This window comes from Ruegeria sp. B10 (assembly GCF_056539825.1).
Genome location: NZ_JBQFVP010000014.1, coordinates 70,153 through 95,796, shown reverse-complemented (window position 1 = coordinate 95,796; position 25,644 = coordinate 70,153). Strand labels below are relative to the sequence as shown.

Here is a 25,644-nt window from a genome sequence, read left to right as displayed (position 1 = left end):
CTGATTCTCGACAATGGAACTGGTGCTGGACCCAAAGCGCGGCCCGGCCTAACGTGGCGCTGATGCTTCGCTATGCCCTCAAACGTCTGATTTCGCTGGTGATCAGCCTGGCGGTTGCCTCGGTGGTGATCTTCGCCGTGATCGAGATCGCACCGGGCGATCCAGCCTCATTCATGCTGGGCGTCAACGCGCAGCCCGATACGCTGGCCGCTCTGAGGGCCGAGTTGGGGTTGGATATGTCCAAACTTGATCGGTACTTAAATTGGATTGGTGGCATGCTGGTCGGCGATTTTGGTACCTCCTACACCTATCGCACGCCGGTGTCGCAGATGATCGCGGATCGGCTATGGGTGTCATTGCCGCTGGCGCTATATGCGCTGACCCTGTCCACCCTGATCGCCTTTCCAGCGGGCATCTACGCCGCCGCCCGTCGCGGTAAACCGGGCGATCTGACGGTCATGGGGGCTACGCAATTGGGCATTGCGGTGCCGAATTTCTGGTTCGCGATGATGCTGGTGCTGATCTTCGCCATCAACCTCCGCTGGTTCAACGCCGGAGGGTTCGCCGGTTGGGACAAAGGGTTCTGGACCGGGCTGCATTCCCTGACCCTGCCCGCCATCGCTTTGGCGCTGCCGCAAGCGGCCATTCTGGCGCGGGTGATGCGGTCGTCGCTGCTCGACATACTTGGTGAGGATTTCATGCGGACAGCCCGTGCTAAGGGGCTTTCCCGCCGTCAGGCGCTGTGGAGACACGGAGTGCGCAACGCGCTGATTCCGGTGCTGACGATCATCGGGCTGCAATTTTCGTTCCTGCTGGCCGGGTCGATCATTATCGAGCAGGTCTTCTACTTGCCCGGCCTCGGGCGGTTGGTGTTTCAGGCAATCTCAGCCCGTGACCTGATCGTGGTGGAATCCGTGGTGATGCTACTCGTCTTCGCCGTCATCACCGTGAACTTTCTGGTCGATCTGGCCTATGCCGCCGTTGACCCACGGCTGAGGAGCCGGACATGAGCCGAAACCTGATCCTCGGCGCAGTGCTGTCGTCTCTGGTTCTGCTGGCGGCGCTGATCTCGTTTGTCTGGACGCCCTATGACCACGCCGCGCTGGACATTCCCGCGAAACTGCAACCGCCCAACGCGCAGCACTGGTTCGGCACCGATCACTTCGGGCGTGATATGTTCTCGATGATCATGGTCGGCGCGCGGACGTCCATTGCCGTTGCGTTGGTGGCGGTGGGGATCGGTATGGCGTTGGGCGTGCCCCTGGGCCTGACGGCGGCTGCGCGCAAGGGGGCTTGGCTGGATGAGGTCATCATGCGCGGCAATGATCTGGTCTTTGCCTTCCCGTCTCTGGTCATCGCCATCCTGATCACCGCCGTGTTCGGGGCCGGGGCGATTAACGCGATCATCGCTATTGGCATCTTCAACATCCCCGTCTTCGCCCGCATCACCCGCGGCGCGGCCCTGTCCCTGTGGGAGCGTGAGTTCATCCTCGCCGCCCGTGTCTCGGGCAAGGGAGCTGCACGGATCTCGGCGGAACATATCCTGCCCAATGTCGCCAATCTGCTAATCGTTCAAGGGACCATCCAATTCAGCCTTGGAATCCTGGCCGAAGCGGGGCTGAGTTACGTCGGTCTCGGCGCGCAACCACCCACGCCAAGTTGGGGCCGGATGCTGGCCGATGCGCAGACAATGGTCAGTTTTGCCCCGCATTTGGCTCTGATTCCGGGTTTGGCAATCATTGTGACGGTGCTGGGTCTGAACCTGCTGGGTGACGGTCTGCGCGACTGGCTCGATCCACGCATAAGGGTGGCGCGGGCATGAACCTGTTGCGGATCGAAAACCTGTCTCTGGCTATTCATGAAGCTGAGATTCTGAAGCAAGTCAGTCTGTCAATTGCGCCCGGTCAGATCGTAGCGGTCACGGGAGAGAGCGGCTCGGGCAAGTCCATGACTGCGTTGGCCGTCATGCAATTAATGCCAAACGGAGCACGCACCGACGGGTCGATACATCTGGACGGGCAAGAGATTCTAAACCTGCCTGAGACTGAAATGTGCGCCCTTCGCGGTGCGTCGATCGGAATGGTGTTTCAGGAACCGATGACCGCCCTGAACCCGGTCAAAACCATCGGTGTTCAGGTGATGGAGACCATCCTGATCCACAAAGCGATGCCCCGCGCGCAAGCTGAAGCCCGCGCGCAAGAGGTTCTCAGCCGTGTTGGCTTGCCTCCGGATCGTTTCCCAATGTCCCGCTACCCGCATGAGCTGTCGGGCGGTCAGCGTCAGCGTGTGGTCATCGCGATGGCGATTGCCCTCAGGCCCAAACTGCTGATTGCGGATGAGCCCACGACAGCCCTGGACGTGACCACGCAGGCGCAGATTCTGGACCTGCTGAAGGGGCTGGTGCGCGAATACGACATGGGGCTTCTGATGATCACCCATGATCTAGCCGTGGTGGCCGATATGGCGGATCAGATTGTGGTCATGCGTCGGGGCCAAGTGGTCGAGAGCGACGCAACCGACCATCTCCTCCAAAACATGCAGCACCCCTATACACGGATGCTATTTGACGCCTCGAACCATCAGGTTGCTCTGCCCGAAACTCAGGAGCAAGAGCCCTTGCTTGAGGTCACCGACGTCGTCCGTGACTATCGCCTGCCGCGCACGGGACTGTTCACAAAGCCCGCCTTTATGCGAGCGGTGGACACGGTCAGCTTTTCCCTCAACCGCGGAGAGCGTCTGGGTCTGGTCGGAGAGTCAGGATGTGGAAAATCGACCCTAACACGGGCAATTTTGGGTCTTGAAGAGGTTCAATCCGGCGATATCCGGCTGGATGGCGTGCCCGTTTTCTCAGGCCACAAGCCAAATCTCGACGTCCGCCGCAAGATGCAGGTCGTGTTTCAAGACCCCTATGGCAGCTTCAACCCGCGCCACCGCGTTGCGCGGTTGATCACGGAACCGTTTCACGTGCTGGAATCACCTCCGACAGGGTCCGAACGTCAGGACAGGATCGCCGAAATGCTGCGCGCTGTCGGCCTAAGCCCGGATGATGCCGGGAAATACATCCACGAATTCTCGGGTGGGCAACGGCAACGTATCGCCATTGCCCGCGCGTTGATTATCCGACCAGAACTGATCTTGTTTGACGAGGCGGTCTCGGCCCTCGACGTGTCGGTCCGGGCGCAGATCCTGGATCTTTTGGCCGAGCTTTGCGCGGCCTACGATCTGACCTACCTGTTCATCAGCCACGATCTGAGCGTTGTGCGCACGATCACGGATCGGGTGATGGTGATGCAGGCCGGGAAAATCGTCGAACAGGGCGAGACTGAGGATGTCTTTGCTAATCCTCGCCATCCCTATACCCGCAAGCTCATCTCGGTCGCGCCGCAATTGCCCGAGATCGGGCGTAAAACCGCATGATATTCGCTTTATTAGAGTCTGAAGTTAGGAGTTCCCGATGACCAAACCGATTTGGTTCGACCCCAGCCAATGCCTGATCGGCGGGGAATGGAAAACGCCGGAAGCGGGGGAATACTTGCCACTTGTGAATCCTTCGGCCGGGTCGGAACTCTGCCAGATTGCACGTGGTCAACAGGCCGATATCGACGCGGGTGTTGCTGCCGCGCGATCTGCGTTGAACGGGGACTGGGGCCGGATGCCTGCGTTTGAGAGGGGGCGCATCCTGAGCAGACTGGGACAATTGGTTCTGGACCGGGTGGACGACCTCGCACGGCTTGAGGCCATGGATGTGGGCAAACCGCTGACCCAGGCCCGCGCCGATGCCATCGCTTTAGCGCGGTATTGCGAATTCTACGGGGGTGCGGCGGATAAGGTGATGGGTGAGACCATCCCCTATCTCGACGGCTATACCGTCTACACTTTGCGCGAACCGCATGGTGTCACGGGGCATATCGTGCCTTGGAATTACCCGATGCAGATCATTGGACGCTCGGTCGGGGCGGCGCTGGCCATGGGCAATGCATGCGTTTTGAAACCCGCAGAAGAGGCCTGCTTGACCGCCCTCGCCTTTGCTCATCTGGCGGTTGAGGCAGGTTTGCCCGCCGGGGCGCTGAATGTCGTTCCCGGTCTGGGGGCTGAGGCTGGCGCGGCGCTGTCCGGGCATACGGGTGTCGACCATATCTCGTTCACCGGGTCGGTTGCGACGGGGGCTTTGGTGCAGCAAGCGGCCGGGAAAAATGTGGTTCCGGTGACGCTGGAACTGGGCGGGAAGTCCCCGCAATTGGTGTTCGAAGACGCCGATCTGGAGGCGGCCCTGCCGTTTCTGGTCAATGCGGGCATTCAGAACGCGGGGCAAACCTGTTCGGCCTCGTCGCGCATTCTGGTGCAGCGCGGTTTGTATGAGCAGGTCAAGGAGCAAATGGCCGAGGCCTACGCGCAACTGACCGTTGGGCCTGCGTTGGATGACCTGCGCGTGGGGCCGCTGATCTCGGACCGGCAGAAGGCAATTGTTTCCGGGTTCTTGTCCAAAGGCGCGGATTTAGCGATTGCCGGGCAGGGACAGATCGAACCCGACGCACCCGAGGCAGGCGCTTATGTGCGCCCGACGCTCTTCGCTGACGTGCCTGCCGATCACGCTCTGGCCCGGGAAGAGATCTTTGGTCCAGTGCAGGTCTTGATCCCGTTTGAGACCGAAGAACAGGCTCTAACCATAGCCAATAGCACCGACTATGGATTGGTCGCCAGCATCTGGACGCGCGACGGGGCGCGGCAGATGCGATTGGCCAAGCGCCTCCGTTCGGGGCAGGTGTTCATTAACAATTACGGCGCCGGCGGAGGCGTAGAGCTGCCGTTCGGAGGGGTCGGAAAATCCGGACACGGTCGCGAAAAAGGGTTCGAGTCGCTCTATGGCTTTTCGCAACTCAAGACGGTGGCTGCCTTACACGGCTAGACGATCACCTCGATCGGTTTCTGCGCGCCAACGCCGAACACCCGCTTGTAGCGCTCAATTTCGTCGGCGGGTCCCATGGCCTTTTCCGGGTTGTCCGACAGTTTGACCGTCGGACGCCCATTCGCCGAAACCGCCTTGCAAACCAGCGAGAACGGCGCCAGCGCGTCATCTGGAACAAGGCCGCGGAAGTCGTTGGTCAGCAGGGTGCCCCAGCCAAAGGAGATATTGGTGCGCCCTGCGAACTGACTGTGCAGCTCTTTGATCTTGTCGACGTCCAAACCGTCCGAGAAGATGATCCGCTTCTGCTTTGGGTCCTCGCCTCGCGACGTCCACCAGTCGATCGCAATCTCGGCACCGGCGGCGGGATCGCCGCTGTCGATGCGGATGCCCGTCCATCCGGCCAGCCAGTCGGGGGCATGGTCCAGAAACCCTTTGGTGCCATAGGTGTCAGGCAGGATGATGCGCAGATTTCCCTCATGTTCGTCATGCCAGTCGCTGAGAACATCATAGGGGGCCTGCGCCAGTGCCTCATCTGAGTCTGCGAGCGCGGAATAGACCATGGGCAGTTCATGCGCGTTGGTGCCAATAGCCTCAACCTCGCGCCGCATGGCGATCAGGCAGTTCGAGGTGCCGGTGAACGACTCGCCCAGCCCCTCGATCATGGCCTGAACGCACCAATCTTGCCAAAGGAAGGAATGCCGCCTCCGCGTGCCAAAATCTGCAATCCCAAGCCCGTCGATAGAACCCAGCTGTTCGATCTTTTCCCACACACGCGTCATCGCACGGGCATAGAGGACCTGAAGTTCGAACCGGCGCATATGGTTCAGTACCGCGCGCGAGCGTAGCTCCATCAGCACCGCGAGCGCCGGGATTTCCCACAACATGACCTCATGCCATTTGCCCTCGAAGGTCAGTTCGTATTGGTCGCCTTTACGCTCCAGATGGTAGGGCGGCAGGCGCATATTCTCGAACCACTCCATGAAATCCGAGCGGAACATCTGCCGTTTGCCGTAGAACATATTGCCCCGCAGCCACGTGCTTTCCCCTCGGCTGAGGCTAAGCGAACGGATGTGATCCAGCTGTTCCCGAAGCTCACCTTCGTCAATCAAATGGGCCAGAGGCACGTGATTCGAGCGGTTGATCAGGGAAAACACGACATCTGTTTGGGGCTTGTTGCGAAACACTGACTGGCACATCAGCAGTTTGTAGAAATCCGTGTCGATCAAAGACCGCACAATCGGGTCGATCTTCCATTTGTGATTGTAGACACGGGTCGCGATGTCGACCATGGGGAACTCCTGCAATTTCCGTTGTTAGATCAATCAGCACGGCGAATGGCAAGAGTCGCTGATTCGGTGACAATGCCCGTTTGACGTCACAATGCGGGCTTAATGTCCGGTGTTTTCACCAATTAGTGATGGGGTGGGATGGAAAGACTAAACTGATGGTTGTTAATGAGTTTGCTGTACGATTTTGATATGGTTGTAAGACCGGCGGAAGGGGATGTTCCGGCTCAGGTCTGTGCGCGGTTCAGAGATGTGAAGACCTCTGACGCGTTGCGAGGGGCTTCCCCAGGGATTCGTATGATGTTCCAGGACGCGGGGTTTGATCTCGATTCCCATGTCAGTGGTATCGTACCGGACAAGTTTCCAACCGAAGACCTGCCCGACCGAACCCGGATACTGCGCACCCTGTTCGACAACATCAAAACCCGCGGTGTGCGGGGGGAATATTGTGGTGAGTTCGATCTACGGCAATTCCTCGGGCACATTCGCCGCGCCGAGGCGGTTGATGGGCTTGTCCGGGTTATTCCCGTTCAGCGCCCTCCGGTGCCACAGCCTGACATGCCCAAACGCAGGACGGCAAAGGGGCGGATTGGTGTTGGTCTTGGAGTTGCGGTGATTCTGTTCGCGGTGTTTAAGTATCTCGCAGAAACGGGTGCAGCGCCTTAGTCGGCCAGAGTAACCCCGACGGCCTGCATAGCCTGTTGCGCCGCAGCCAGTGAACCATCCATGTCAATCGCACGGCAGGCGCTTTGCACGACGGTGACGTCAAAGCCCAGCTTCGCGGCATCAACTGCAGAATAGTGAACACAGAAATCGGTCGCGAGCCCCACGAGGGTCAGTTTCGAAATGCCGCGCGTGTTTAGATACCCTTTCAACCCGGTCGGCGTCGCCTGATCATTCTCGAAAAACGCCGAATAGCTGTCGATGGCGCTGCGAAACCCTTTGCGGATGATCAGGTCGCCATCCATGCGCAGATCCGGGTGAAAACCCGCGCCATCGGTGCCCTGCACGCAATGGTCGGGCCACAGAACCTGCGGACCATAGGGCATCTCGGTCATCTCGAAGGGGGCCTTGCCCGGATGCGAACTGGCGAATGAGGAATGCCCCGCCGGATGCCAGTCCTGCGTCAGGATGACGGCATCAAACCTGTCCATCATGGCGTTGATCGGGGCAACGATCTCGTCCCCGCCGGCTACGGCCAGCGCTCCGCCGGGGCAGAAATCGTTCTGGACGTCGATGACAAGCAGGGCATGGGTCATGGCAATCTCTCCTTTGGTCTATCGGTACGGCGCGGTGCAGGACGCGTCAATCCGGTCCCTTGCGACTCTGCGCTGTCAGGTTTAGACCGCGCGCATGTACACGATCGCTGCCCTCTATCACTTCACCCGTTTCGCTGATCACGCCGCCCTGCGCGCGCCGCTGCTGGACCTGTGCCGCGCGCAATCGGTCAAAGGCACCCTGTTGTTGGCGCAAGAGGGGATCAATGGCACGATTGCTGGCCCGCGCTCCGGGATCGACGCCGTTCTGGCGCATATCAAGGCCCTGCCGGGCTGTTCCGATCTGGAGTGGAAAGAGGCCACTGCCGACCATCCCCCTTTTGGCAAGATGAAGGTGCGTCTGAAGAAAGAGATCGTGACCATGGGTCAGCCGGATGTCGATCCGCGCGCCCGCGTCGGCAACTATGTCGAACCCGAGGAATGGAATGATCTGATCCGCTCGGACGATGTGGTCGTAATCGACACGCGCAACGACTATGAAGTGGCGATTGGCACGTTTGAGGGTGCGATAGACCCTGAAACTGCCAGCTTCCGTGAATTTCCCGATTGGTGGGAGCAGAACAAGGACCGATTCCACAACAAACGTGTCGCGATGTTCTGCACCGGTGGTATCCGCTGCGAGAAATCCACCAATTTCCTGCTGGGGCAGGGGGTCGAGGATGTCTATCACCTCAAAGGTGGCATCTTGCGCTATCTTGAGGAAATGCCCGCCGAGGACAGCACCTGGCAGGGCGAGTGTTTCGTTTTCGACAATCGTGTGTCGGTTGGCCACGGTCTGGTCGTAGGGCCGCATAACCTGTGCCACGGGTGCCGCCGCCCGATCCTTCCCGAAGATGTGAAGCGCCCGGAATATGAACACGGCGTGTCTTGCCATCTCTGCGTGGATGAGACGTCGGAGGCCGACAAGATGCGTTTCCGCGAACGGCAGAAACAGATCCTCCTGGCCCGCGCGCGCGGCGATGAGCATCTGGGCAGCGTCTGAATTCCGCTTGCAGGTCGGAGGGGAATCCCGATGATTATCGCCGGATCGCTGTGATGGAGCTTCAATGACCCGCAAACCGACAACTTTGGCGGAATGGAAATCGACCTTTCTGGCCGCCGCCGGGTTGGTACTGGCCAGTTTTCTGGCATGGTTCGGCCTGTCGCGGTTGAGTGAGACCACCGCTGGGGACACGATCGGGACCATGGCATCGGTCGCGTTGCTGATCTGGCTGGTGTCGCAGTCGTGGTACTACATGACCCAGGTGAAGTCGCCGCGCAGGTTGTTGTTCTTGATGGGTGTATCCTTCATTCAGGTCGTGCCGTTCCTGTTTGCGGCCGTCTATGGGGCCTTTGGCTACAACGACAATTGCGTTCTCGGGGCGGAAGGCCCTGCCGATATTCTGTATTTCTCATATGTCACCTTCACCACAGTCGGGTATGGCGACATGAGCCCAACAGGCCTATGCCGCGGCTTGGCCGTGTCCGAGGCCGTCACAGGGTATATCCTTTTGGGCATGTTCGTTGCGGCTGCTGTGTCGCTTTATTCGCGAAACCACGCGCATTAGGCTCTATTTATTCTGGTCGATCCAACGCGACATCAACTGTTTGTCGCGAAAGCACTCGGACGGGATCGGGCGACGTTTGCTGCGGGATATCCGCTCGGCAAAGGCGACCTGCTTGCCGGTCGGGTAGTTGGCAAAGGGCGATGGATCCTCGGGCTTATGGGCCGAGATCCAAGCAGACATGGACTTGCGGTCACGTTGCGCCTCAACCGGGATTTCCAGCGCGGTCTGCTCAGCGATGGCGCGGGCATAGCGCATCTGTCGATCCGTGACGGGCAGCAGGTGATAGTCGTTCGAAGGGCCGTTTAGGGCCTGATTTCGGGCGTGGTAAGACATCGGATTGTTCCTCTGACTATGTGGAACATAAATAGAACATTAACTCTTTTTTTCAAGGGCACAGCGATTCACATCAGCGGGAGTTTGCCGTGATTCAGTTTTATTGACTGACCAATCAACAAAAGATACACGCTTGGGAAATTGCTTCGGAAAAGGAACCCGGCATGAAATTTCAGCCCAAGGCGAGCCATTTCATCAATGGCGCGTATGTCGAAGACACCAACGGCGCGCCGATTGATGTGATCTACCCTGCAACGGGTGAGGTCATTGCCCGGCTGCATTCAGCCACGCCCGAGATCGTTGATCAGGCTTTGAACAGTGCAAAAGCGGCGCAAGCGGAATGGGCCGCCATGTCCGGGACCGAGCGCGGCCGTGTTCTGCGCCGCGCCGCAGACATCATGCGCGACCGCAATCACGACCTGTCGGTTCTGGAAACACATGACACCGGTAAACCCCTGCAAGAGACGCTGGTGGCCGACGCGACCTCGGGCGCGGATGCGCTGGAGTATTTCGGAGGGCTGGCCGCATCCCTGACAGGAGAACACATCCCTCTGGGCGGTGGAGACTTCGTCTACACCATTCGCGAGGCGCTGGGCGTTTGCGTCGGCATCGGCGCGTGGAACTACCCCACCCAGATCGCCTGCTGGAAGGGCGCGCCGGCATTGGCTTGCGGCAATACGATGGTGTTCAAGCCGTCCGAGACGACCCCGCTCTCCGCACTAAAGGTGGCCGAGATTCTCATCGAAGCAGGCGCACCCAAAGGCATTTACAACGTGATTCAGGGCTATGGCGATGTAGGTGCATCGCTGGTGACTGATGCGCGCGTTGCCAAAGTGTCTTTGACCGGCTCGGTGCCGACCGGTCGCAAGGTCTATGCCGCGGCCGCCGATGGCATGAAGCACGTGACCATGGAGCTGGGCGGCAAATCCCCCATGATCGTGTTTGATGACGCCGATATCGAGAACGCGGTCTCGGGCGCGATTCTGGGCAATTTCTATTCCTCAGGTCAGGTCTGTTCGAACGGCACCCGCGTGTTCGTCCAAAAAGGTATCAAAGAGGCGTTTCTGACCCGCTTGGCCGAACGTCTGGCAACCGCCAAGATCGGCGATCCGCTGGATGAAGAGGTCAACTTTGGCCCCATGGTCAGCGAAAATCAGATGAATATCGTGCTGGGCTACGTGGAAAAGGGCACGGCCGAAGGCGCGCGGCTGGTTTATGGCGGCGCGCGCATCGAGGGTGAAGGGTTCTACATGCAACCCACCGTATTCGCGGACGTGACCGACGACATGACCATCGCCCTCGAAGAGATCTTTGGCCCGGTCATGTCCGTACTGGACTTCGACACGGAAGAAGAGGTTCTGTCCCGCGCCAATGACACCGAATTCGGCCTTGCGGCTGGGGTCTTCACCAACGATCTGACCCGCGCCCATCGCATCGTCGCCGGGTTCGAGGCCGGGACGTGCTACATCAACACCTACAACCTCGCCCCGGTTGAGGCGCCGTTCGGCGGGTCCAAGATGTCGGGTGTCGGTCGCGAGAACTCAAAACTCGCCATCAATCATTTCAGCGAGATGAAAACCGTTTACGTCTCGATGAACGACGTCGAGGCACCTTACTGATCAACTGTCTTGTTGGCGCTCTGCTCTTTTCAATACACGAGTGGCAGAGCGCCGTTCTATCGCGATCTGGAATCTTGTTTTCTCTGAGTATCGCCATGGGGCGCAATTGCGTTTTTCGTGGGTTTCGCTGACCACCGATGTTCATTCTTTTTCAGAACGACTAAGCGCGCCTGAGACCCATTTCCCAAATCGCACGTGATTTAGGCTCAGGGTTCCAACCCAGTAGATGTCGGTCACGGCGAGAGCAACGGCCTAGAGATAAACAAGTTTAAACATCGGCCTTTACCTCATTTTCCAAGTCGTGAACCATGCACAGGCTCGGAAAGCAAAATGTCTTGTGCCGAGGCGCTTTTGGGAAAATCTTGTTATCGGAACCTCTCAGCAAGTCGCCAACTTCCTTGGTCGGCGGTGTAAAGTTGGTCATGTTTCTTTGTGGCAAACGGTCGAAGGAACGCGCGAAGTCCTGTCAGAATTTTCATCAAGGTATTTATCCAGCGTCGCACTAAGGGGAACTAAGCTATTAGAGTGAAACAAATTTTTCGGAATCTGCGCTAGACCTTTGGCGTCATTGGTTGGGATCCGCCCCCTCATCGGGCGCGCGTTCTGGATCGGAGAGTAAACCGAACAGGTCTGCAATGTGCGCTCGGACTTCCTCGCTGTCGGCCAGTAGGCTGTTGGCATCGGCGAGAGGCGTCTCAAGACGACGACGAGGCGCTAAGGCAAGCTTGCCCGAGATCTCAGCCAGGTTCGCAAATCGCCCTTCAGGTTCAATATTTTCGGGCAATCCAGCCAACCAGAAATACCGGTTCGCAACCTCGGTTTCGCCGAGGTCTCGGTACAAGTCTGCCGTCGCGCTCAGATCACCGATCGCCGCCAGTGCCTGAGCGCGCAGGGTATCTGCGGCTGCTGAGGCATCATCGGACAGTTCCAGCATCGCTTTGTGCGGTTTTTCGTCCAACAGTGCCGCGCGCGCGCGCAAACGTGCACGTTGGGATCGGTCCGTCGTGTCATGCGTGCGATTGGCAAAGGCAGAACTTTGAGCCGCAAACCCCAAAGCGCCCAAGCGGCCAGAAATCGCAATAGCGGCTTGTGTGGTCAAAGCCATCGAGTCGCCATCAGACATGGACAGCACCTGTTTCAGAAAGGTTACATCGTTTGACCTTTCTTCCAGCAGATGTGTGTGACGGTTTAGAACATCCGCGCGATCATCACCCTCGGGCAGGGCTTGGATCAGGTCGTGGGCCGCATCGAATTCATTGTTCAAACTCAGCGCAACGATATGTGCGTGCTGCATCATTGGTCCGGTTTCAGATCCACGAAACTCCAACGCGTAGGCTGCGGCAAGGGCAACGTCCTGAGAGGATACGGCCCCTCGCTCTGCCCAGCGCTTCTCGACCAATCGCGCCAAGGCCAGAGGGGCATCTGTTGCTGTTTCTGGCGCAGAAATGACGTCTTCCAAGATGGCATCGGCCACGTCAGAGTCGCCTTCGGCCTGAGCGATCCGAGCCTTGGCCACACTGGGCTGTTGCTCCGTTTCAACGCGATCAACGGAACGCATCACCCGCCGCGCCGCTTCCAGCTTATCAGCTTCAACCAAAATCGATGACAGTCTTGGGCCCAAACTGCGGCGCAAATGTCGGGGAAGGCTGGAGAAAGACTGCTCTATCGCGTCCAGATCAGCATCAAGGCTCAGCGTTTGCTCGCTTAGTGCTGACCAGAAAGCCGCATGGCTACTACAGCGCTGAAGACCTCGAAACGGGCTATCTTCTGCGGGCTCACGGTGATCCACAAGCCCGGCTATGGCTTGCACCCAGCTTTGCTCTTCGGAATGCCCTTCAACCAGAGCAAGCGAGGAGACAGCTTCCGCTCCGAACCCGAAAAAAGCGTAGAGTTTCGACAGCTTGAACGCCAGATCGGCGTCGACGCGGTCGAACTCCTGATACAACCCAGAACGCAGATCGGCGATCTGTTCGTCGAACGGGCGCGCGTCCGACCATGTGTCGAACCCTAGCCGAGCGCTGCTGATGCAGGCGGGACGTTTTTCAATTTGAGGGACATCGGGGCCAAGAAGACCTTCCAGTTCGTCCACAATCGTTGAGACACTCATATTCGCTGCAAAATTCGGCAGCATGTCCGTGTCGTTCGGAGGTGTTGACGTGCGGGGGCCGATGGCGGCCAGGTCCAGGTCAAGGACCTCTCGGTCGGCACCTTGCAGTAGGCTGGCTGAGAGTTGATCTTTGAAGCCCTGTTGGTTCAGCGTCAAAAGCGGCAAAGCTAAGGGTTCAGGCGGATCTTCTACTCCCAACGGCGGCAGAGACGGTGGCAAAGGGATGTTGGCAGTCAAAGGCGGAGGCAAAGTGCCTTGCGAAATATCCACGACAATCATTGATTGTTGAAACAGAAAGGCCATGGCCACGCAGTCGCAGCCAAACTCCAAATCAAGTGCGGCACCTGGTTCCGATTGAGACAGGGCTGACAAGCGATTTGATGTCAGTCGCCCGAACACGCCTTCTGTTTGAAACAGGACGTCGTCGATTGAAACGGTCAGCCGCGCCCCGTTTTTCCGGCGTGCAAGTACCCACTCGGTGCCCGGCGGAACCTTTACGACGAGGCGGGTGTGGCTGTCATGTTCTCCTGATCGGACAACCAACGTTTCAGCAGTGGCCGAGGTTGCCACTGTGATGAGGATCGACGTGAAGAGAGCCAGGCCTTTCATGCCGCCGCCTGTTTGAGTTCCTTGAGGGCGTCCTCAAGTTCTGAGAAGCCGGGCCGGTTGTGGGTTGGTGTGTTCTGGCGGCCGACCTCGATACACATGGCGGCATTATGGTTGTGCAGGTTGGCGACCAAAACCTCTTTGATCAGCTGGTAGAAGTGATTGTCTTCTTCCACGACGGTTTTCAGTTTGCCCGCAAATGGCCCCACCAGACCATAGGCCAGAAACACCCCCAGAAATGTCCCGACCAGAGCGCCCCCGATCAGCTTGCCCAGAACCTCGGGCGGCTGGTCGATTGACCCCATCGTTTTGATCACACCCAGAACGGCGGCGACAATCCCAAGGGCGGGCAAGCCGTCGGCGACGGTTTGCAGCGCGTGGCTGGAATGCATGGCGTGATGAAAATTGGCCTCCATCCGCTTTTCCAGAACTTCTTCGACCTGATGGGGGTCATCATAGTTCAGCGCAGCCGATCGCATCGTGTCACAGATCAGATCCACGGCTTCCTTGTCGGACTGGATTTTCGGGTAGGCGGAAAACAGGCTCGAGTTTTCGGGAGCTTCAATGTGCTGTTCAACCTCGACCGGGTTTGCGCGTGCGATGCGGATCAAAGAGAATAGAAGGCACAGAAGGTCACGGTAGTCTTCGGGTTTCCATTTTGCCCCCTTGAAGACCTTGCCCATGTCTTTGATCGTATGTTTGATCCCACCCACATCGTTGCTGATCAAAAAGGCACCAACAGCGGCGCCGCCGATCATCATCATCTCAAACGGCAGGGATTTCATGATAATCGTCATCTTGCCGCCCGCAGCCAGATAGCCGCCGAACACCATCACAAAGATGACAACAATTCCAACAATTCCAATCATTTGCGATCTCCGACAAGTATCCAAATAGCCTTGGTAAGCATGCGGTTATTCCTGTGGCGCATTGGCATTTCGACCCGCCATGACGACACTGATCGTATAGGCGGCTTCGGGGCTGAGGCCGGCCAGTACACCCGCTGCTGCATCGGCGGGCATGCGTGACAGGAAACCGGCCGCAAAGCTGGGATCCATCGTCTCGAACAGGGCGGCGGCATCTTTGGGTTTCATGTTTTGGTAGACGTCCGTCAGCCGGGTCAGATCCGTTTCAGCGGCCTTGTTCGCCAGTGCCAGCGTTTCCCGCAGGTCTCCCTCGGCCTGTTGCAGTGTGGCCAAGCGCGTTTCGATGGCCTCGTGGGCGATCTCAAGCACCTTTTCCTTCTCTTCCAGGGCTTCTTCCCGCTGCTTCAGACGTTTTTCGCGGCGCAGAAGTTCGGTCAATAGAACCTGTAGATCCGGCGAGGGTTTTGACATCGGCGGCTCTTCGGCCTTTGTCGGCTCGACGGTTTTGGCCAATGCGGGCCCGGCTTCCAGCCCAAGGCGAATCGCGGCGGACCCGATCATCAGCAGAGCAATCACCGCCAACACGCCGCCGCGGGGTCGCGCCCTGCCTTTTTGCGTGCCAGAGCGTTTCATTCCGCAGCCTCCACACCCTGCCGTTTGTGCCGGAAGAACATCAAACCTTCCGGTGCTTTGGCTGGTTGGTCGGACCCATTCTCCTCGGCGGACGTGTCGTCTGCATCCGAATCCTGAGTGTCAGATGCCTCCTCTGGTTCGGCTGCACCCTCAGCCTCTTCATCCGGCTCTGACGATACGTCAGGCGCCGGCGGTTCAGGCGTGGCCTTTTCTTCGGGGATAACGTCATGCATTGAGGCCATCATCAGCTCGAGCCGCTGCGCAACCGATTGCGCGCGTTCCGTCAGCTCTTTCAGCTCATCCCCGGACTGGTCCGAGGCAGCCCGCGCGCTGTCCAGCGACTTTTTCAACTCTTCCGCCTGGGTGGACAGCACCGCGACGGCCCCACCGACGCCTTGTTCCAGATCTGTGAACCGTTTCAGGCGGCGGGACAGGACAAAGCAATACAGACCGGCGCCCAGCGCGCCCGCGACCAGCAAAATATCTGCAATAAGCTCCAATTTCGCCTCCTAATTCAGAACAAATTCCATCACCAGAACGTCGCGCACACGACCCTCTCCGACGACGATTTCAAAGCGCCGCAGCAGATGCCCTCGGATACGCACCAGCGCTAAGGAGTCCTCAAGATCCGAAACCTCCAGCGCGCGAAGATATCCGTTCAGCACATCCATGATTCGCGGCTGCATTTTTTCCACATCACTTATGTAGGCCGAGTTAACTTCGAGCTGCGCGTGGAATTTCAGATGCCGCGACTCACCGGCATTCACCGACAGGATCACGGGCGGAAGATCGACGAATCCCACATCCGGCAGAGCCTTGGCCGGTTTGTCTTTTTCTGCGTCCAGCGATTCTGCCATTTCGGGTTTTGCCCCAAATGGCAACAGCCCGGACATGGTCGCGTAGTAGCCGCCGCCCGCCCCGACGAGCGCCAGAATCACCCCGACGATCAGACCCATTTTCCCTGATTTCTTAGGGGCTTCTGCCTCTTCTGCTGTAGCGTCAGTCATGACGTCCTCATTCATTCGATCTGAAGCTGTCATAACCCGGCAGGGACTAACCGATTGTTAAGGGCAATCGTTCAAATAAGGGATGCGCCGGGCAGAATGTCGGCGAGTCGGAGGTGAGCGTGCAGCAGATCGGAACTGTCTGGGCAAGTTTGGACAGACGAAAGCAAATCATAGTCGTCGGCGCGGTTGCGCTGGTGTTTCTGGGTGTTCTCGGGATGTCCCGTCTTGTGACGACGCCGTCCATGACCCTTCTCTATGCAGGGCTGGAAAGCGGGGCCGCGGGCGATATTGTGCGTGAGCTCGATCAGCGCGGCGTCACGTATGAGATCAGGGGCGGCTCGATTTACGTGCCCGGTTCGCAGCGGGATGAGCTGCGAATGACCCTGGCCAGCGAAGGCCTGCCTGCCAATGGCAATCGTGGCTACGAGCTGCTCGATTCGCTCAGCGGATTTGGCACCACGTCGCAGATGTTCGATGCCGCCTATTGGCGCGCAAAAGAAGGTGAGCTGGCGCGCACCATCGTCGGTGGTCCTCATGTCAGTCAGGCGCGGGTGCATATCGCAAATGGCTCGGCCAACCCGTTTCAGCGTAGCGTTGCGCCCACGGCCTCGGTGTATCTGGTTCCATCGGGCGCGCAGATAACAGGCGATCAGGCCAAGGCGATTCGCTTTCTGGTCGCCTCGGCGGTCAGCGGGCTCGCGCCGGAAAACGTGACGGTTGTGGATTCAAGCGGCGCCGTGATTGGCGGACAGGACACGGCGGTTGCAGCTGACACGGTGGATGACAAATCCCGTCAGTTGCGTGAACGCGTGCTGCGCCTTGTCGAGGCGCGCGTGGGCACCGGAAACGCTGTGGTTGAGGTCAGTGTCGACACGGTAACCAAGACCGAATCCATCCGCGAACGCCGCTTCGACCCCAAAGGCCGGGTCGCGATCAGCACGGATGTCGAGGAACGCTCGGACAGTGCGCGCAATCAGTCCGGCGATGTGACGGTCGCCTCCAACTTGCCTGATGGGGACGGAGCGGGCGGGGACGAATCGAACTCGAACGCGACGCAAACCCGCGAGCGCGTGAACTATGAGGTCTCAGAAACGGAGCTTGAGGTTCACAACGCACCCGGAGCCATCAAGCGCCTGACAGTCGCGGTGTTGGTCAATGGCCTCCGATCGGTAGATGAAAACGGGACGGAAAGCTTTGAGCCCCTGCCTCAGACCGAGCTTGACGCGCTTGAGGAGCTGGTGGCCTCAGCCGTTGGCTTCGATGCAGCTCGGGGCGATGTGATCACGTTGAAATCGCTTGATCTGCCGGTGGTAGAGCCGCAGGGAACGCTGGTTTCATCCTCCCTGTGGCAGAATATTCATCTGGATGCGATGTCTCTGATCCAGATGGCTGTGCTTGCCGCGGTTTCGTTGGTTCTGGCCTTGTTCGTCATTCGCCCCATCCTGATGAAACCAGCGACAGCCCCCGCGTTGTTGCCTGCGGGTGGTGGTGAAGCTCAGGATACTCAGGTTCTGGTCGGTGAGATCGCGCCAGATGAGTCGACCGAGTTCACGGCTCTGCCAGGGCAGGCGCAATCGGCCGGCGTGCCGGCGCTTGGGTCGGACAGCAATGCAGATCCTGTGGATCGGTTGCGGGCGATGATTGGCGACAAGCAGGAAGAAACGGTCGAGATTCTGCGCAGTTGGCTTGAAGAAGGCGAGGAGCGGGTCTGATGTCTATTGCTCACCTTCTTGAGGATTTCACCGCGCAGGTCGAAGGCGGCAAGCTGCATCTTCTGGACGAAGACGCGCTGGAGGAACAGCGCCTGGCCGCCTTCGAGCAAGGTTACGGGGCCGGATGGGAAGACGCCGTTCAAGCGCAGGAGCAGAACCGGGGACAGGTCTCGGCGGATCTGGCCAAGGCGTTGGAAGACATGTCCTTTACCTATCACGAAGCGCTGACACGTATGACCCTGTCGCTGGAGCCGATGTTCCAAAGCCTGGTGAACTTGGTGCTGCCGGATTGTATCGACCGGGGCTTTGCTCACCGCCTGTCGGAACAGCTGCAAGACATGGCACGAACCCAGATCGACCAACCCATCCAGATACTTGTGCCAGAAGGGCACGCAGCCGAGGTCGAAGATTTGCTGTCATCGGATATGCCACAGCCCCCGCGCGTGATCGAGGATTCCTCGCTGCAACCCGGACAAGCGCGGCTGCAGGTCGGTATCTCGCGACGCGAGGTGGATTGCGTGGATCTGCTGTCCTCGGTGAAGCAGGCATTTGACTCCTACATGTTTGAGGCGAAAGAGGCTTTGACCCATGACTGATACCCAATCCCAGAAAACCAACCCTTTTGATGCTGTCCCGATCGAAGTCACAGTTTCTGTCGGCCGCGCCCGCCCGTTGATCCGGGACCTGCTGAACATGGGCGAAAATGCGGTGCTGACGCTGGACAAACGGATCGACGACCCCGTGGACCTCTATGTCGGGGATCAACTGGTTGCCCGTGGCATTCTGGAAGAGGTGGAGGGCGATCAGGCCGGTCAACTGGCCGTACGTCTGACCGAAATCGCGGATTTGCAGAACGGGATCGGCTGATGCGCCTGTGGCTCTGGCTGATTGTGGCGGTGGTGGCTACGCTGCCCTCGCTGGCTGTGGCTCAAGACGTGACCCTGTCGCTTGGGGAAGGTGGGTCCATCTCGGCCCGGACGATCCAGTTGATTTTGCTGATCACCGTTCTCAGCCTTGCGCCCGGGCTGGCGATCATGATCACCTGTTTTCCGTTTCTGATCACGGTTCTCGCGATCCTGCGACAGGGCATCGGGTTGCAACAATCTCCGCCAAACATGCTGATCGTCAGCCTTGCGCTGTTCCTGACCTATTTCATTATGGAGCCGGTTTTCACCGAAGCCTGGACTATTGGTATTGAGCCTTTGATCCATGAAACGCTTGAGGTTGAAACGGCTCTGGAACGCGCCCTGAACCCGTTCCGAGAGTTCATGGCCGCGCGACTGGATATTGAGACGTTTCAATCCATGGCCGCTCTGCGCCCCGGAGGCGAGGGGATGGTCCTGTCTCCGGATGCTCCACTTTCAGTTCTGATGCCATCCTTCATGTTGTCTGAAATCGCTCGGGCGTTTCAGATCGGGTTCCTGATTTTCCTGCCTTTTCTGATCATTGACCTAGTTGTGGCTGCCGTTTTGATGTCGATGGGCATGATGATGGTGCCGCCTGCAATCGTCTCGCTGCCGTTCAAGCTGGCGTTTTTCGTGATCGCAGATGGATGGGCTTTGATCGCCAGCGCGTTGGTCCGAAGTTACATGCCCTAGAGGGTCCGCGGGCTGGGCGTGGAGCGGGGTACAAGCTTAGTTTTAGTGAGAGCTTTGGAAAGCGGCGCATCAACTTCGGCGCGTGTTAGGTCACAAGGTAAAATGACTTTCTTGTGGGTATAGAAACGAAGACGCCTCCGACGTACAGAGCGCGGAGGCGTTTAAGCACACAAAAAGGCGGTGCTACCCGGTTCTGTTGAGGTCTTTGATCAGTTGGTTCAAGTTGCCTTTACGCGCATCCAGCATCGCCCCGATTTCGGTTCGCTCGGTCAGCAGCAAGTTCACGCCCTCAATGAACATGTTGTAGAACTTGTCGCGACCGGATTTGTCAGAAACCAGGAAGGTTACGTCAAAGGGCGACGATCCCCGCAGCTTGACCGAGGTGCGCACTTCATAACCGGCTTTGATTCTACGCGCATTTCGCACATCCACCTGGCCGCCAATGAATTCGCGGAACCGGCGTCCGTATTTGCGCGAGATATAGCCTTGGAACGCCTTGGTGAATTGTCTCAACTGCGCCGGAGAGGCAGAACGGGCGTCCGCCCCAAGCGCATACCGAGCCATAATCGGAACGTCAGCGTATTGCACGAAAATCTTTTCGAAATCGCGCAGCATGGCTTTTTCCGACTTGCCCGAGGCGATCACGCGGTTGATATCCGCGACAACACTGTTGACCAGCTGTTTGGCACCCGCCTCGGTCAGGGCCAGAGCGGGCAAGGGCAGGGCAACAATAGCTGCTCCGGCCACAGAGGTTTTCAGGAAATGTCTTCGGTTTAAAGCGTTACTCAGCATAAGGGTCCTCGTAGGGGTCGAGAAGGGGATCACTAACAGGGTCGGTTCCGGCGTCGGCATATGGATCGTTGTAGAGATCCAAGAAGGCGTCCTCGTCGTCGCGTGCCAATTCGAAGCGGCGGTTTTGCAGGTAGATCAGTCGGGCCTGCGCATAGCTGTCGGCACTTTCGTAGAGAATCGAATCCACTGTATCAGAAAAACGACCCCGATCCCCCATCCGACGTACGACCTCGGCATAAACCCCCAGATTGTCTGCAGGGCGTACCGGAGTGAAGTTGATCGGGTTCGAGAACAGGTTGATAACGACACCTACAGCGTCACGAGTGGTCGATGGGCCATAGAACGGCAGTTCAACATAGGCGCCTTCACCAACACCCCAGACGTGCAAGGTTTCGCCGAAATCCGTATCGACGGGCGGCAGGTTCAACTCATCCGCCGGGGCCGACAGGCCAAAGCCACCGACGGTCATGTTGATCACGAACCGCAACAAGGCGTTGCCCATTTGCTTGGGGTTTCCCTGAAGTAGGTAATCCACCGCCTGCCCGGGCAGAGAGATGTTTTCCGCAAAGGTACTGAAGCTGGTCACCATCGGATCAGGGACGATCTTCACATAGCCTTTTGAGGCGGGGCGAAACAGAAACCTGTCGACGCCAAGGTTGAACTTGTGAATTCCCCTGTTGGCGTTCTCATAGGGGTCGAAAATCTCACCCCGGGCAGCCTGTTCCGGGGGTTGCGTCGCACAGGCCGACAACACAGCCATAAGTGACAGAACAACAAGATGTTTGAAGCCAAATTTGCTCAACACGGTCTTAGCTACTCCAATACGGCCCGGCACGACGCTTGGGCGATCAATCAATACCAGCGTGTCCAACCGACACAAGTTGTTGTCACATAGAGGTTTCAGAGCTTGAATGAAACACATAGCGTTAAACCCGGTAAATCAACGAAGGTAAAGTGACACGACTTCAACAGTTCGAAATAGGACAGGATATGCCCACTGAGCGCGACGGCCAGAAAAATCGGATTCCGGCTTTCCCAGCCGCATCATCCCGGTTAGCGTCCGCCCGAGTCGATTTTGGGTGAGGACAATCACATGAGCATCTCGGAAAAACTGCAAAGCCTAGGCGTATCGCTGCCAGACGCACCGGCCCCGGCCGCAAACTATGTGCCTTTCGTGCGCGTGGGCAATATCGTCTATGTCTCGGGTCAGATTTCCAAAGCGGACGACCTGATCACCGGCAAACTGGGCGATGACATGGATGTCGACGCTGGTGCAGCGGCGGCAAAGGTCTGTGCGATCAACCTGCTGGCTCAGGTCAAAGCGGCCTGCGATGGGGATATCGAGAAGCTGGTACGGGTGATCAAACTGACCGGTTTTGTGAACTCGACCGCTGATTTCACCGCACAGCCGCAGGTGATCAATGGCGCGTCCGATTTCCTGGTTGAAGCGCTGGGCGAGGCGGGTCGTCATTCCCGCTCGGCTGTCAGCGCAGCATCGCTGCCGCTGGGTGTTGCTGTCGAAATCGAAGGTATTTTCGAAGTCCAATGACACCTGCTCTGCCGCCCGCGTTCCTTGAGGCCCCGATCTCGCACCGGGCGCTGCATGACAAAACAGATAACCGCCCGGAAAACAGCCGGGCGGCCATTCGTGCCGCGATCGATGCCGGTTACGGGATCGAGATTGACCTGCAGCGGACCTCGGACAACCGTGCGATGGTGTTTCATGACTACGACATGGCGCGTCTGACCGGGCAGTCTGGACCGATCCAGCAGGTCTCGGCCGCGCGGGCGCAGGCCACGCAGCTGCTGCATGCCGAGGATGGCATTCCCACCCTCGACGATGTGCTTGAGATGGTCGCAGGCAAAGTCCCGTTGTTGATCGAACTCAAGGATCAGGATGGCGCCATGGGCACCAATGTCGGCCCGCTTGAGGCGGACGCTGCGCGGGCGCTAGAGAACTACGACGGTCCGGTGGCGTTGATGTCGTTCAACCCCAACAGCGTGGCAGAGCTGGCCCGGTTGGCCCCGCATCTGCCCCGCGGGATCGTGACTTGTTCCTACAAGCCGAAGGTCGAACTGCTGCCGCAATCGGTGTGTGATCACCTGCGCGACATTCCCGATTTCGACCGGGTTGGGGCCAGTTTCATCAGCCATGAGGTTCATGATCTGGACCGTCCGCGCGTTGCCGAGTTGAAAGCGCGCGGTGTGCCGATCCTGTGTTGGACGGTAAAGTCGCCTGAACAAGAGGCAGAGGCCCGCGCCGTTGCCGACAATGTGACCTTTGAGGGGTATCTGGCCAAGCATCCGGGTTGAACCCGTCGCACCTCGTCACAGATAAAGACCAGACGCGGAGGGCACATGGATCAGGCGCAGATCGAAATTCAGGTACTTGGATCACTCTCGCAAATCTCTGCGGCCGAGTGGGATGCCTGCGCCTGCCCTGAGGCGGCGGATGGCGGGCGTCCGCTGGATCCCTTTACCACGCACCGGTTTTTGCTGGCCTTGGAAAACAGCGGCTCGGTTGGGCGGGGCACCGGCTGGCAGCCGCAATACCTGACGGCCTATCTGGATGGGATGCTGATCGCGGCGGCCCCGATGTATGCTAAGTCGCACAGTCAGGGAGAATATATCTTCGACCACAGCTGGGCCCATGCGTACGAAAACGCGGGCGGGCGGTACTATCCCAAACTACAGATTGCGGCCCCTTTCACGCCCGCCACCGGGCGGCGCTTTCTGGTGCGTCCGGGATATGAAGGGATTGGGATGTCCGCGCTGGTGCAGGGCGCCGTTCAACTGGCGGCAGACAATCAGGTCTCGTCGCTTCACGCGACCTTCTGCACCGAGGACGAGGCGTTGGCGGGTGAGCAGATGGGCCTGATGCTGCGCAGTTCGCAGCAGTTTCATTGGCTGAATGACGATTACGCGGATTTCGACGGCTTTCTGGCGGCGCTGTCCTCGCGCAAGCGTAAGAACATCCGCAAGGAGCGTGCTCAGGCCAACGCATTCGGTGGTGAGATCCGTACCTTGTCCGGTGATGACCTGCGGCCCGAGCATTGGGATGCCTTCTGGCGGTTCTACCAGGACACCGGCGCGCGCAAGTGGGGCTCACCTTACCTGACGCGCCAGTTCTTTGATATCGCGCAGGAAACGATGGCCGCTGATATGGCTTTGGTGCTGGCAGAACGCGATGGGTATCCCATCGCGGGGGCGCTGAATTTCATCGGGCGTGAGACGCTCTATGGTCGTTATTGGGGCTGTGTCGAACATCATGCCTGCCTGCATTTCGAGCTGTGCTATTATAGGGCCATCGACTTTGCCATCGCGCATGGCATGCAAAGGGTCGAAGCCGGAGCGCAAGGTGAACACAAGCTTGCACGTGGCTACCTGCCAACACGCACGCACAGCCTTCATTGGATTGCCGATCCGGGATTCGCCGATGCCGTCAAAAAATATCTGGACGCCGAAGGCCGCGCGGTGGGAGAAGAGATTGAGATTCTGACGGATTACGGTCCGTTCAGAAAATCGAACCCGGAGGAACAGCAATGACCGAGCTTTTGTCGACCGAGACCCGTGGCCCCCTTCTTGATCCGCTGTTCAACAATGGCTGGACGATGGTTGAAGGCCGGGATGCAATCACCAAGACTTTCATCTTTGACAATTTCGTCGCGGCTTTTGGATGGATGACTCAAGTGGCGATCTGGGCCGAAAAATGGAACCACCATCCCGAATGGTCCAACGTCTACCGCACGGTCGAGGTTGTGTTGTCCACCCATGACGTCGGCGGGTTGTCTTCGCTGGATGCAAAACTGGCGCGCAAGATGGATAGTTTGGTCTAGTCGCGATCCTGTCCGGACCCGATGCCGCCAGCCAAGGATGCCGTGATCGCCATTTGGCGGAACTCATCCGGCGTGACCGTGCCACTACTGATGTCGATATTGCCCGGAATGCGGGTCGTTTTGTTGCCGATAGACCGGACACTGCGCGCCGCTGGGTTGATGTCCAGACACCGCCTCTCATAGCAGGTCAGCCCGCTGGTGTTGATCTGGATGCGGGCCTGCCCGTCGGGACCGGTCACAACCGGGGCCTGCGGTACGTCACAAGCCGCCAATACGGCCAGCGCGCCGATCCAGATCCATCTGTTCATCTCACCCTCCGGGGTTAGTCCAACCGGCCGTTTCCATCCTTGTCCGCAGAGTCGAAATCGTTGTTCATCTGCGCATCGTATTCCGCCCTTGAGATAAGGCTGTCGCCGTTCCGGTCAACGTCCTGAAATTGCTTTATGCCCAGGAAGGGTTTGGCCTCGGACAGGCCGAGCGTGCCGTTCTTGTCTTCGTCCATCGCTTGAAAGGCGTAGTCCGAAAAAGCATTGAACTCGTCCTTGGACAGAAAGCCGTCATTATTCGCATCGATGGCTGCCAGCTCTTTTTCATTCAGCTCTGCCACTCCGTCCGCAGCTGCGGCACTGGCCATCATAAGCGTGGCGATACAGATTAGTCGTTTCATCACTTTTCCCCTCAACATGCGAATCTTGCGCCACTGATGCCACCGGCAGCCGCACCTGCACCCGTCAGAATGGACTTGCCAGAACCGCCGCCAAACTGATTGCCGATTGCACCCCCGATCAACGCGCCACCCAACGTACCGCTCAGGCAGGCGATTTCATGTTGCCGGGCTGCTTGTTGCTGTGGTGTCGGGGCCGGGCCGCAAGCTGCAAGAAGGCCTGCGCCGCCTAGAATGAGTGAAATGGCTTTGATATTCATAAAAACTCCCCTGCTATATGCCTTGGATATTGGCACAACGGGGCGCTGCATCAAGTTAAATTGGGTTTGTTCGGCCCCGGTTTAGCCGGTGCCGAACAGCGTCAGATAACTTCGAGCAAGCCTTCTCCGGCCGAAATCTCGCAAGCGCCGGGGCTTTCTTCCAGGTTCAGCGCAGTGACCTTGCCGTCTTCGACCAGCATCGCATAGCGCTGCGAACGCGCGAGCAGCCCGGCCGGGGGGGCGTCGAAATCCATACCGATGGCCTTTGTGAACTCGGACGCAGCATCGCCCAGCAGGGTCAGTCCGGCCTCGGTCGCGCCGGTCGCTTCGCCCCAGGCTTTCATCACGAACGGGTCGTTGACGGAGATGCAGATGATCTCATCCACGCCCTTTGCGTCGAACTGATCCTTGGTGCGCATGAAGCTGGGCACATGGGCCGAATGACAGGTCGGTGTGAACGCGCCGGGAACGGCAAAGATCACCACTTTGCGGCCCGCGGTTTTGTCCGAAATCCGAACCTCTTCGGGGCCTTCCGCACCCATTTGGGTCAGCGTGGCGTCGGGCAGCATCTCACCTGTTGTAATCATTTATCAGC

Annotated in this window: 30 protein-coding genes; 16 read left to right on the top strand and 14 right to left on the bottom strand. The window is 58.6% G+C overall.

All coding sequences use genetic code 11. From position 1 onward, the window contains the following. Nucleotides 1-62: 62 nt before the first annotated feature. Genes ACR0J4_RS18725 through ACR0J4_RS18710 form a run of 4 tightly spaced genes read left to right on the top strand, consistent with a single transcriptional unit; the run spans nucleotide 63 to nucleotide 4,906 of the window. Entirely contained in the window at nucleotides 63-1,010 is a 948-nt protein-coding gene (locus ACR0J4_RS18725) for an ABC transporter permease (protein WP_170643700.1), read from the top strand. Then, nucleotides 1,007-1,822 (top strand): ABC transporter permease, encoded by an 816-nt coding sequence (locus ACR0J4_RS18720; RefSeq protein ID WP_170643699.1) that lies wholly within the window; start codon nucleotides 1,007-1,009, stop codon nucleotides 1,820-1,822. Before ACR0J4_RS18725 ends, ACR0J4_RS18720 begins: the two co-directional genes overlap by 4 nt. Continuing rightward, nucleotides 1,819-3,417 (top strand): dipeptide ABC transporter ATP-binding protein, encoded by a 1,599-nt coding sequence (locus tag ACR0J4_RS18715; RefSeq protein ID WP_170643698.1) that lies wholly within the window; start codon nucleotides 1,819-1,821, stop codon nucleotides 3,415-3,417. The genes ACR0J4_RS18720 and ACR0J4_RS18715 overlap by 4 nt, the downstream gene beginning before the upstream one ends. Nucleotides 3,418-3,454: 37 nt before the next feature. Continuing rightward, nucleotides 3,455-4,906 (top strand): aldehyde dehydrogenase family protein, encoded by a 1,452-nt coding sequence (locus ACR0J4_RS18710; protein ID WP_170643697.1) that lies wholly within the window; start codon nucleotides 3,455-3,457, stop codon nucleotides 4,904-4,906. Here the strand turns inward: ACR0J4_RS18710 and pncB are convergent. Continuing rightward, entirely contained in the window at nucleotides 4,903-6,195 is a 1,293-nt protein-coding gene (gene pncB / locus ACR0J4_RS18705; protein WP_170643696.1) for a nicotinate phosphoribosyltransferase, read from the bottom strand. The genes ACR0J4_RS18710 and pncB overlap by 4 nt on opposite strands. A gap of 297 nt (nucleotides 6,196-6,492) precedes the next feature. On the opposite strand from pncB, the gene ACR0J4_RS18700 reads away from it, so the two are divergent. Beyond that, the gene (locus ACR0J4_RS18700) at nucleotides 6,493-6,858 is read left to right on the top strand and encodes a hypothetical protein (protein ID WP_480668774.1); all 366 of its coding nucleotides are present in this window, start codon (nucleotides 6,493-6,495) and stop codon (nucleotides 6,856-6,858) included. On the opposite strand, the gene pncA is transcribed toward ACR0J4_RS18700, so the two are convergent. Continuing rightward, nucleotides 6,855-7,451: a bifunctional nicotinamidase/pyrazinamidase gene (gene pncA, locus ACR0J4_RS18695; RefSeq protein ID WP_170643694.1), complete on the bottom strand. Its 597-nt coding sequence runs from the start codon at nucleotides 7,449-7,451 to the stop codon at nucleotides 6,855-6,857. The two genes, ACR0J4_RS18700 and pncA, sit on opposite strands and share 4 nt — an antisense overlap. Before the next feature lie 94 nt (nucleotides 7,452-7,545). Here pncA and trhO point away from each other — a divergent pair, with 94 nt between their 5' ends. Further along, nucleotides 7,546-8,451 (top strand): oxygen-dependent tRNA uridine(34) hydroxylase TrhO, encoded by a 906-nt coding sequence (trhO, locus tag ACR0J4_RS18690; protein ID WP_170643693.1) that lies wholly within the window; start codon nucleotides 7,546-7,548, stop codon nucleotides 8,449-8,451. Nucleotides 8,452-8,515: 64 nt separating this feature from the next. Next, entirely contained in the window at nucleotides 8,516-9,016 is a 501-nt protein-coding gene (locus ACR0J4_RS18685; RefSeq protein WP_170643692.1) for a potassium channel family protein, read from the top strand. Between the two features lie 3 nt (nucleotides 9,017-9,019). On the opposite strand, the gene ACR0J4_RS18680 is transcribed toward ACR0J4_RS18685, so the two are convergent. Next, a complete protein-coding gene (locus ACR0J4_RS18680) occupies nucleotides 9,020-9,349 on the bottom strand; it encodes a hypothetical protein (protein WP_170555375.1) in 330 nt (109 codons plus the stop codon). Nucleotides 9,350-9,513: 164 nt separating this feature from the next. On the opposite strand from ACR0J4_RS18680, the gene betB reads away from it, so the two are divergent. After that, nucleotides 9,514-10,968: a betaine-aldehyde dehydrogenase gene (betB, locus tag ACR0J4_RS18675; RefSeq protein WP_170643691.1), complete on the top strand. Its 1,455-nt coding sequence runs from the start codon at nucleotides 9,514-9,516 to the stop codon at nucleotides 10,966-10,968. Between the two features lie 565 nt (nucleotides 10,969-11,533). On the opposite strand, the gene ACR0J4_RS18670 is transcribed toward betB, so the two are convergent. Genes ACR0J4_RS18670 through ACR0J4_RS18650 form a run of 5 tightly spaced genes read right to left on the bottom strand, consistent with a single transcriptional unit; the run spans nucleotide 11,534 to nucleotide 16,187 of the window. Continuing rightward, nucleotides 11,534-13,684, bottom strand: a complete 2,151-nt coding sequence (locus ACR0J4_RS18670; protein ID WP_170643690.1) for a hypothetical protein — start codon at nucleotides 13,682-13,684, stop codon at nucleotides 11,534-11,536. Further along, on the bottom strand, nucleotides 13,681-14,550 hold the full coding sequence (gene motA, locus ACR0J4_RS18665; protein WP_170643689.1) for a flagellar motor stator protein MotA: 870 nt from the start codon (nucleotides 14,548-14,550) through the stop codon (nucleotides 13,681-13,683). The genes ACR0J4_RS18670 and motA overlap by 4 nt, the downstream gene beginning before the upstream one ends. Before the next feature lie 45 nt (nucleotides 14,551-14,595). After that, the gene (locus ACR0J4_RS18660; RefSeq protein ID WP_170643688.1) at nucleotides 14,596-15,180 is read right to left on the bottom strand and encodes a MotE family protein; all 585 of its coding nucleotides are present in this window, start codon (nucleotides 15,178-15,180) and stop codon (nucleotides 14,596-14,598) included. Further along, nucleotides 15,177-15,680 (bottom strand): DUF6468 domain-containing protein, encoded by a 504-nt coding sequence (locus ACR0J4_RS18655; RefSeq protein ID WP_170643687.1) that lies wholly within the window; start codon nucleotides 15,678-15,680, stop codon nucleotides 15,177-15,179. The genes ACR0J4_RS18660 and ACR0J4_RS18655 overlap by 4 nt, the downstream gene beginning before the upstream one ends. A 9-nt stretch (nucleotides 15,681-15,689) precedes the next feature. Next, a complete protein-coding gene (locus ACR0J4_RS18650; protein ID WP_170643686.1) occupies nucleotides 15,690-16,187 on the bottom strand; it encodes a flagellar basal body-associated FliL family protein in 498 nt (165 codons plus the stop codon). A 119-nt stretch (nucleotides 16,188-16,306) separates the two neighbouring features. On the opposite strand from ACR0J4_RS18650, the gene fliF reads away from it, so the two are divergent. The 4 genes from fliF to fliP are packed head-to-tail and all read left to right on the top strand — an operon-like array spanning nucleotide 16,307 to nucleotide 19,497. Next, a complete protein-coding gene (gene fliF, locus ACR0J4_RS18645) occupies nucleotides 16,307-17,899 on the top strand; it encodes a flagellar basal-body MS-ring/collar protein FliF (RefSeq protein WP_170643685.1) in 1,593 nt (530 codons plus the stop codon). Then, a complete protein-coding gene (locus ACR0J4_RS18640; RefSeq protein WP_170643684.1) occupies nucleotides 17,899-18,495 on the top strand; it encodes an ABC transporter ATP-binding protein in 597 nt (198 codons plus the stop codon). The genes fliF and ACR0J4_RS18640 overlap by 1 nt, the downstream gene beginning before the upstream one ends. Then, complete coding sequence (locus ACR0J4_RS18635) at nucleotides 18,488-18,766, top strand: FliM/FliN family flagellar motor C-terminal domain-containing protein (protein ID WP_170643683.1); 279 nt, start codon at nucleotides 18,488-18,490, stop codon at nucleotides 18,764-18,766. The genes ACR0J4_RS18640 and ACR0J4_RS18635 overlap by 8 nt, the downstream gene beginning before the upstream one ends. Further along, the gene (fliP, locus tag ACR0J4_RS18630; RefSeq protein ID WP_170643682.1) at nucleotides 18,766-19,497 is read left to right on the top strand and encodes a flagellar type III secretion system pore protein FliP; all 732 of its coding nucleotides are present in this window, start codon (nucleotides 18,766-18,768) and stop codon (nucleotides 19,495-19,497) included. Before ACR0J4_RS18635 ends, fliP begins: the two co-directional genes overlap by 1 nt. A gap of 183 nt (nucleotides 19,498-19,680) precedes the next feature. Here the strand turns inward: fliP and ACR0J4_RS18625 are convergent, their stop codons facing one another. Both ACR0J4_RS18625 and ACR0J4_RS18620 read right to left on the bottom strand, forming a co-directional pair. Continuing rightward, entirely contained in the window at nucleotides 19,681-20,289 is a 609-nt protein-coding gene (locus ACR0J4_RS18625) for an ABC transporter substrate-binding protein (RefSeq protein ID WP_170379430.1), read from the bottom strand. Beyond that, nucleotides 20,279-21,049: an MlaA family lipoprotein gene (locus tag ACR0J4_RS18620; protein WP_170473255.1), complete on the bottom strand. Its 771-nt coding sequence runs from the start codon at nucleotides 21,047-21,049 to the stop codon at nucleotides 20,279-20,281. Before ACR0J4_RS18620 ends, ACR0J4_RS18625 begins: the two co-directional genes overlap by 11 nt. A gap of 333 nt (nucleotides 21,050-21,382) precedes the next feature. Here ACR0J4_RS18620 and ACR0J4_RS18615 point away from each other — a divergent pair, with 333 nt between their 5' ends. The 4 genes from ACR0J4_RS18615 to ACR0J4_RS18600 are packed head-to-tail and all read left to right on the top strand — an operon-like array spanning nucleotide 21,383 to nucleotide 24,125. Then, nucleotides 21,383-21,838: a RidA family protein gene (locus ACR0J4_RS18615; RefSeq protein ID WP_170459597.1), complete on the top strand. Its 456-nt coding sequence runs from the start codon at nucleotides 21,383-21,385 to the stop codon at nucleotides 21,836-21,838. After that, nucleotides 21,835-22,602: a glycerophosphodiester phosphodiesterase family protein gene (locus ACR0J4_RS18610; protein ID WP_170643681.1), complete on the top strand. Its 768-nt coding sequence runs from the start codon at nucleotides 21,835-21,837 to the stop codon at nucleotides 22,600-22,602. The genes ACR0J4_RS18615 and ACR0J4_RS18610 overlap by 4 nt, the downstream gene beginning before the upstream one ends. A gap of 45 nt (nucleotides 22,603-22,647) precedes the next feature. After that, nucleotides 22,648-23,835: a GNAT family N-acetyltransferase gene (locus ACR0J4_RS18605; protein ID WP_170643680.1), complete on the top strand. Its 1,188-nt coding sequence runs from the start codon at nucleotides 22,648-22,650 to the stop codon at nucleotides 23,833-23,835. Further along, nucleotides 23,832-24,125: a 4a-hydroxytetrahydrobiopterin dehydratase gene (locus ACR0J4_RS18600; RefSeq protein WP_170555400.1), complete on the top strand. Its 294-nt coding sequence runs from the start codon at nucleotides 23,832-23,834 to the stop codon at nucleotides 24,123-24,125. Before ACR0J4_RS18605 ends, ACR0J4_RS18600 begins: the two co-directional genes overlap by 4 nt. Here the strand turns inward: ACR0J4_RS18600 and ACR0J4_RS18595 are convergent. The 4 genes from ACR0J4_RS18595 to ACR0J4_RS18580 all read right to left on the bottom strand — a co-directional run bounded on the left by ACR0J4_RS18595 (nucleotide 24,122) and on the right by ACR0J4_RS18580 (nucleotide 25,636). Beyond that, the gene (locus ACR0J4_RS18595; RefSeq protein WP_170643679.1) at nucleotides 24,122-24,433 is read right to left on the bottom strand and encodes a hypothetical protein; all 312 of its coding nucleotides are present in this window, start codon (nucleotides 24,431-24,433) and stop codon (nucleotides 24,122-24,124) included. The two genes, ACR0J4_RS18600 and ACR0J4_RS18595, sit on opposite strands and share 4 nt — an antisense overlap. Nucleotides 24,434-24,447: 14 nt before the next feature. Further along, nucleotides 24,448-24,792, bottom strand: coding sequence for an EF-hand domain-containing protein (locus ACR0J4_RS18590; RefSeq protein ID WP_480668773.1), 345 nt, complete (start codon nucleotides 24,790-24,792; stop codon nucleotides 24,448-24,450). 11 nt (nucleotides 24,793-24,803) lie between these two features. Next, entirely contained in the window at nucleotides 24,804-25,049 is a 246-nt protein-coding gene (locus tag ACR0J4_RS18585) for a hypothetical protein (protein WP_170555403.1), read from the bottom strand. A gap of 101 nt (nucleotides 25,050-25,150) precedes the next feature. Then, on the bottom strand, nucleotides 25,151-25,636 hold the full coding sequence (locus ACR0J4_RS18580; protein WP_170555406.1) for a peroxiredoxin family protein: 486 nt from the start codon (nucleotides 25,634-25,636) through the stop codon (nucleotides 25,151-25,153). Nucleotides 25,637-25,644: the final 8 nt, after the last annotated feature.

Bases quoted from the DNA above. Each gene is read 5' to 3' on its own strand.
- ACR0J4_RS18605 (WP_170643680.1), top strand. From the start codon at position 22,648: ATGGATCAGGCGCAGATCGAAATTCAGGTACTTGGATCACTCTCGCAA.
- ACR0J4_RS18580 (WP_170555406.1), bottom strand. From the start codon at position 25,636: ATGATTACAACAGGTGAGATGCTGCCCGACGCCACGCTGACCCAAATG.
- fliP (WP_170643682.1), top strand. From the start codon at position 18,766: ATGCGCCTGTGGCTCTGGCTGATTGTGGCGGTGGTGGCTACGCTGCCC.
- pncA (WP_170643694.1), bottom strand. From the start codon at position 7,451: ATGACCCATGCCCTGCTTGTCATCGACGTCCAGAACGATTTCTGCCCC.
- ACR0J4_RS18700 (WP_480668774.1), top strand. From the start codon at position 6,493: ATGTTCCAGGACGCGGGGTTTGATCTCGATTCCCATGTCAGTGGTATC.
- ACR0J4_RS18585 (WP_170555403.1), bottom strand. From the start codon at position 25,049: ATGAATATCAAAGCCATTTCACTCATTCTAGGCGGCGCAGGCCTTCTT.
- trhO (WP_170643693.1), top strand. From the start codon at position 7,546: ATGTACACGATCGCTGCCCTCTATCACTTCACCCGTTTCGCTGATCAC.
- ACR0J4_RS18610 (WP_170643681.1), top strand. From the start codon at position 21,835: ATGACACCTGCTCTGCCGCCCGCGTTCCTTGAGGCCCCGATCTCGCAC.
- ACR0J4_RS18720 (WP_170643699.1), top strand. From the start codon at position 1,007: ATGAGCCGAAACCTGATCCTCGGCGCAGTGCTGTCGTCTCTGGTTCTG.
- pncB (WP_170643696.1), bottom strand. From the start codon at position 6,195: ATGGTCGACATCGCGACCCGTGTCTACAATCACAAATGGAAGATCGAC.
- ACR0J4_RS18670 (WP_170643690.1), bottom strand. From the start codon at position 13,684: ATGAAAGGCCTGGCTCTCTTCACGTCGATCCTCATCACAGTGGCAACC.
- ACR0J4_RS18595 (WP_170643679.1), bottom strand. From the start codon at position 24,433: ATGAACAGATGGATCTGGATCGGCGCGCTGGCCGTATTGGCGGCTTGT.
- ACR0J4_RS18635 (WP_170643683.1), top strand. From the start codon at position 18,488: ATGACTGATACCCAATCCCAGAAAACCAACCCTTTTGATGCTGTCCCG.
- ACR0J4_RS18615 (WP_170459597.1), top strand. From the start codon at position 21,383: ATGAGCATCTCGGAAAAACTGCAAAGCCTAGGCGTATCGCTGCCAGAC.
- motA (WP_170643689.1), bottom strand. From the start codon at position 14,550: ATGATTGGAATTGTTGGAATTGTTGTCATCTTTGTGATGGTGTTCGGC.
- ACR0J4_RS18625 (WP_170379430.1), bottom strand. From the start codon at position 20,289: ATGCTGAGTAACGCTTTAAACCGAAGACATTTCCTGAAAACCTCTGTG.
- ACR0J4_RS18620 (WP_170473255.1), bottom strand. From the start codon at position 21,049: ATGGCTGTGTTGTCGGCCTGTGCGACGCAACCCCCGGAACAGGCTGCC.
- ACR0J4_RS18725 (WP_170643700.1), top strand. From the start codon at position 63: ATGCTTCGCTATGCCCTCAAACGTCTGATTTCGCTGGTGATCAGCCTG.
- ACR0J4_RS18680 (WP_170555375.1), bottom strand. From the start codon at position 9,349: ATGTCTTACCACGCCCGAAATCAGGCCCTAAACGGCCCTTCGAACGAC.
- betB (WP_170643691.1), top strand. From the start codon at position 9,514: ATGAAATTTCAGCCCAAGGCGAGCCATTTCATCAATGGCGCGTATGTC.
- ACR0J4_RS18660 (WP_170643688.1), bottom strand. From the start codon at position 15,180: ATGAAACGCTCTGGCACGCAAAAAGGCAGGGCGCGACCCCGCGGCGGC.
- ACR0J4_RS18715 (WP_170643698.1), top strand. From the start codon at position 1,819: ATGAACCTGTTGCGGATCGAAAACCTGTCTCTGGCTATTCATGAAGCT.
- ACR0J4_RS18590 (WP_480668773.1), bottom strand. From the start codon at position 24,792: ATGAAACGACTAATCTGTATCGCCACGCTTATGATGGCCAGTGCCGCA.
- ACR0J4_RS18600 (WP_170555400.1), top strand. From the start codon at position 23,832: ATGACCGAGCTTTTGTCGACCGAGACCCGTGGCCCCCTTCTTGATCCG.
- ACR0J4_RS18685 (WP_170643692.1), top strand. From the start codon at position 8,516: ATGACCCGCAAACCGACAACTTTGGCGGAATGGAAATCGACCTTTCTG.
- ACR0J4_RS18640 (WP_170643684.1), top strand. From the start codon at position 17,899: ATGTCTATTGCTCACCTTCTTGAGGATTTCACCGCGCAGGTCGAAGGC.
- ACR0J4_RS18710 (WP_170643697.1), top strand. From the start codon at position 3,455: ATGACCAAACCGATTTGGTTCGACCCCAGCCAATGCCTGATCGGCGGG.
- ACR0J4_RS18650 (WP_170643686.1), bottom strand. From the start codon at position 16,187: ATGACTGACGCTACAGCAGAAGAGGCAGAAGCCCCTAAGAAATCAGGG.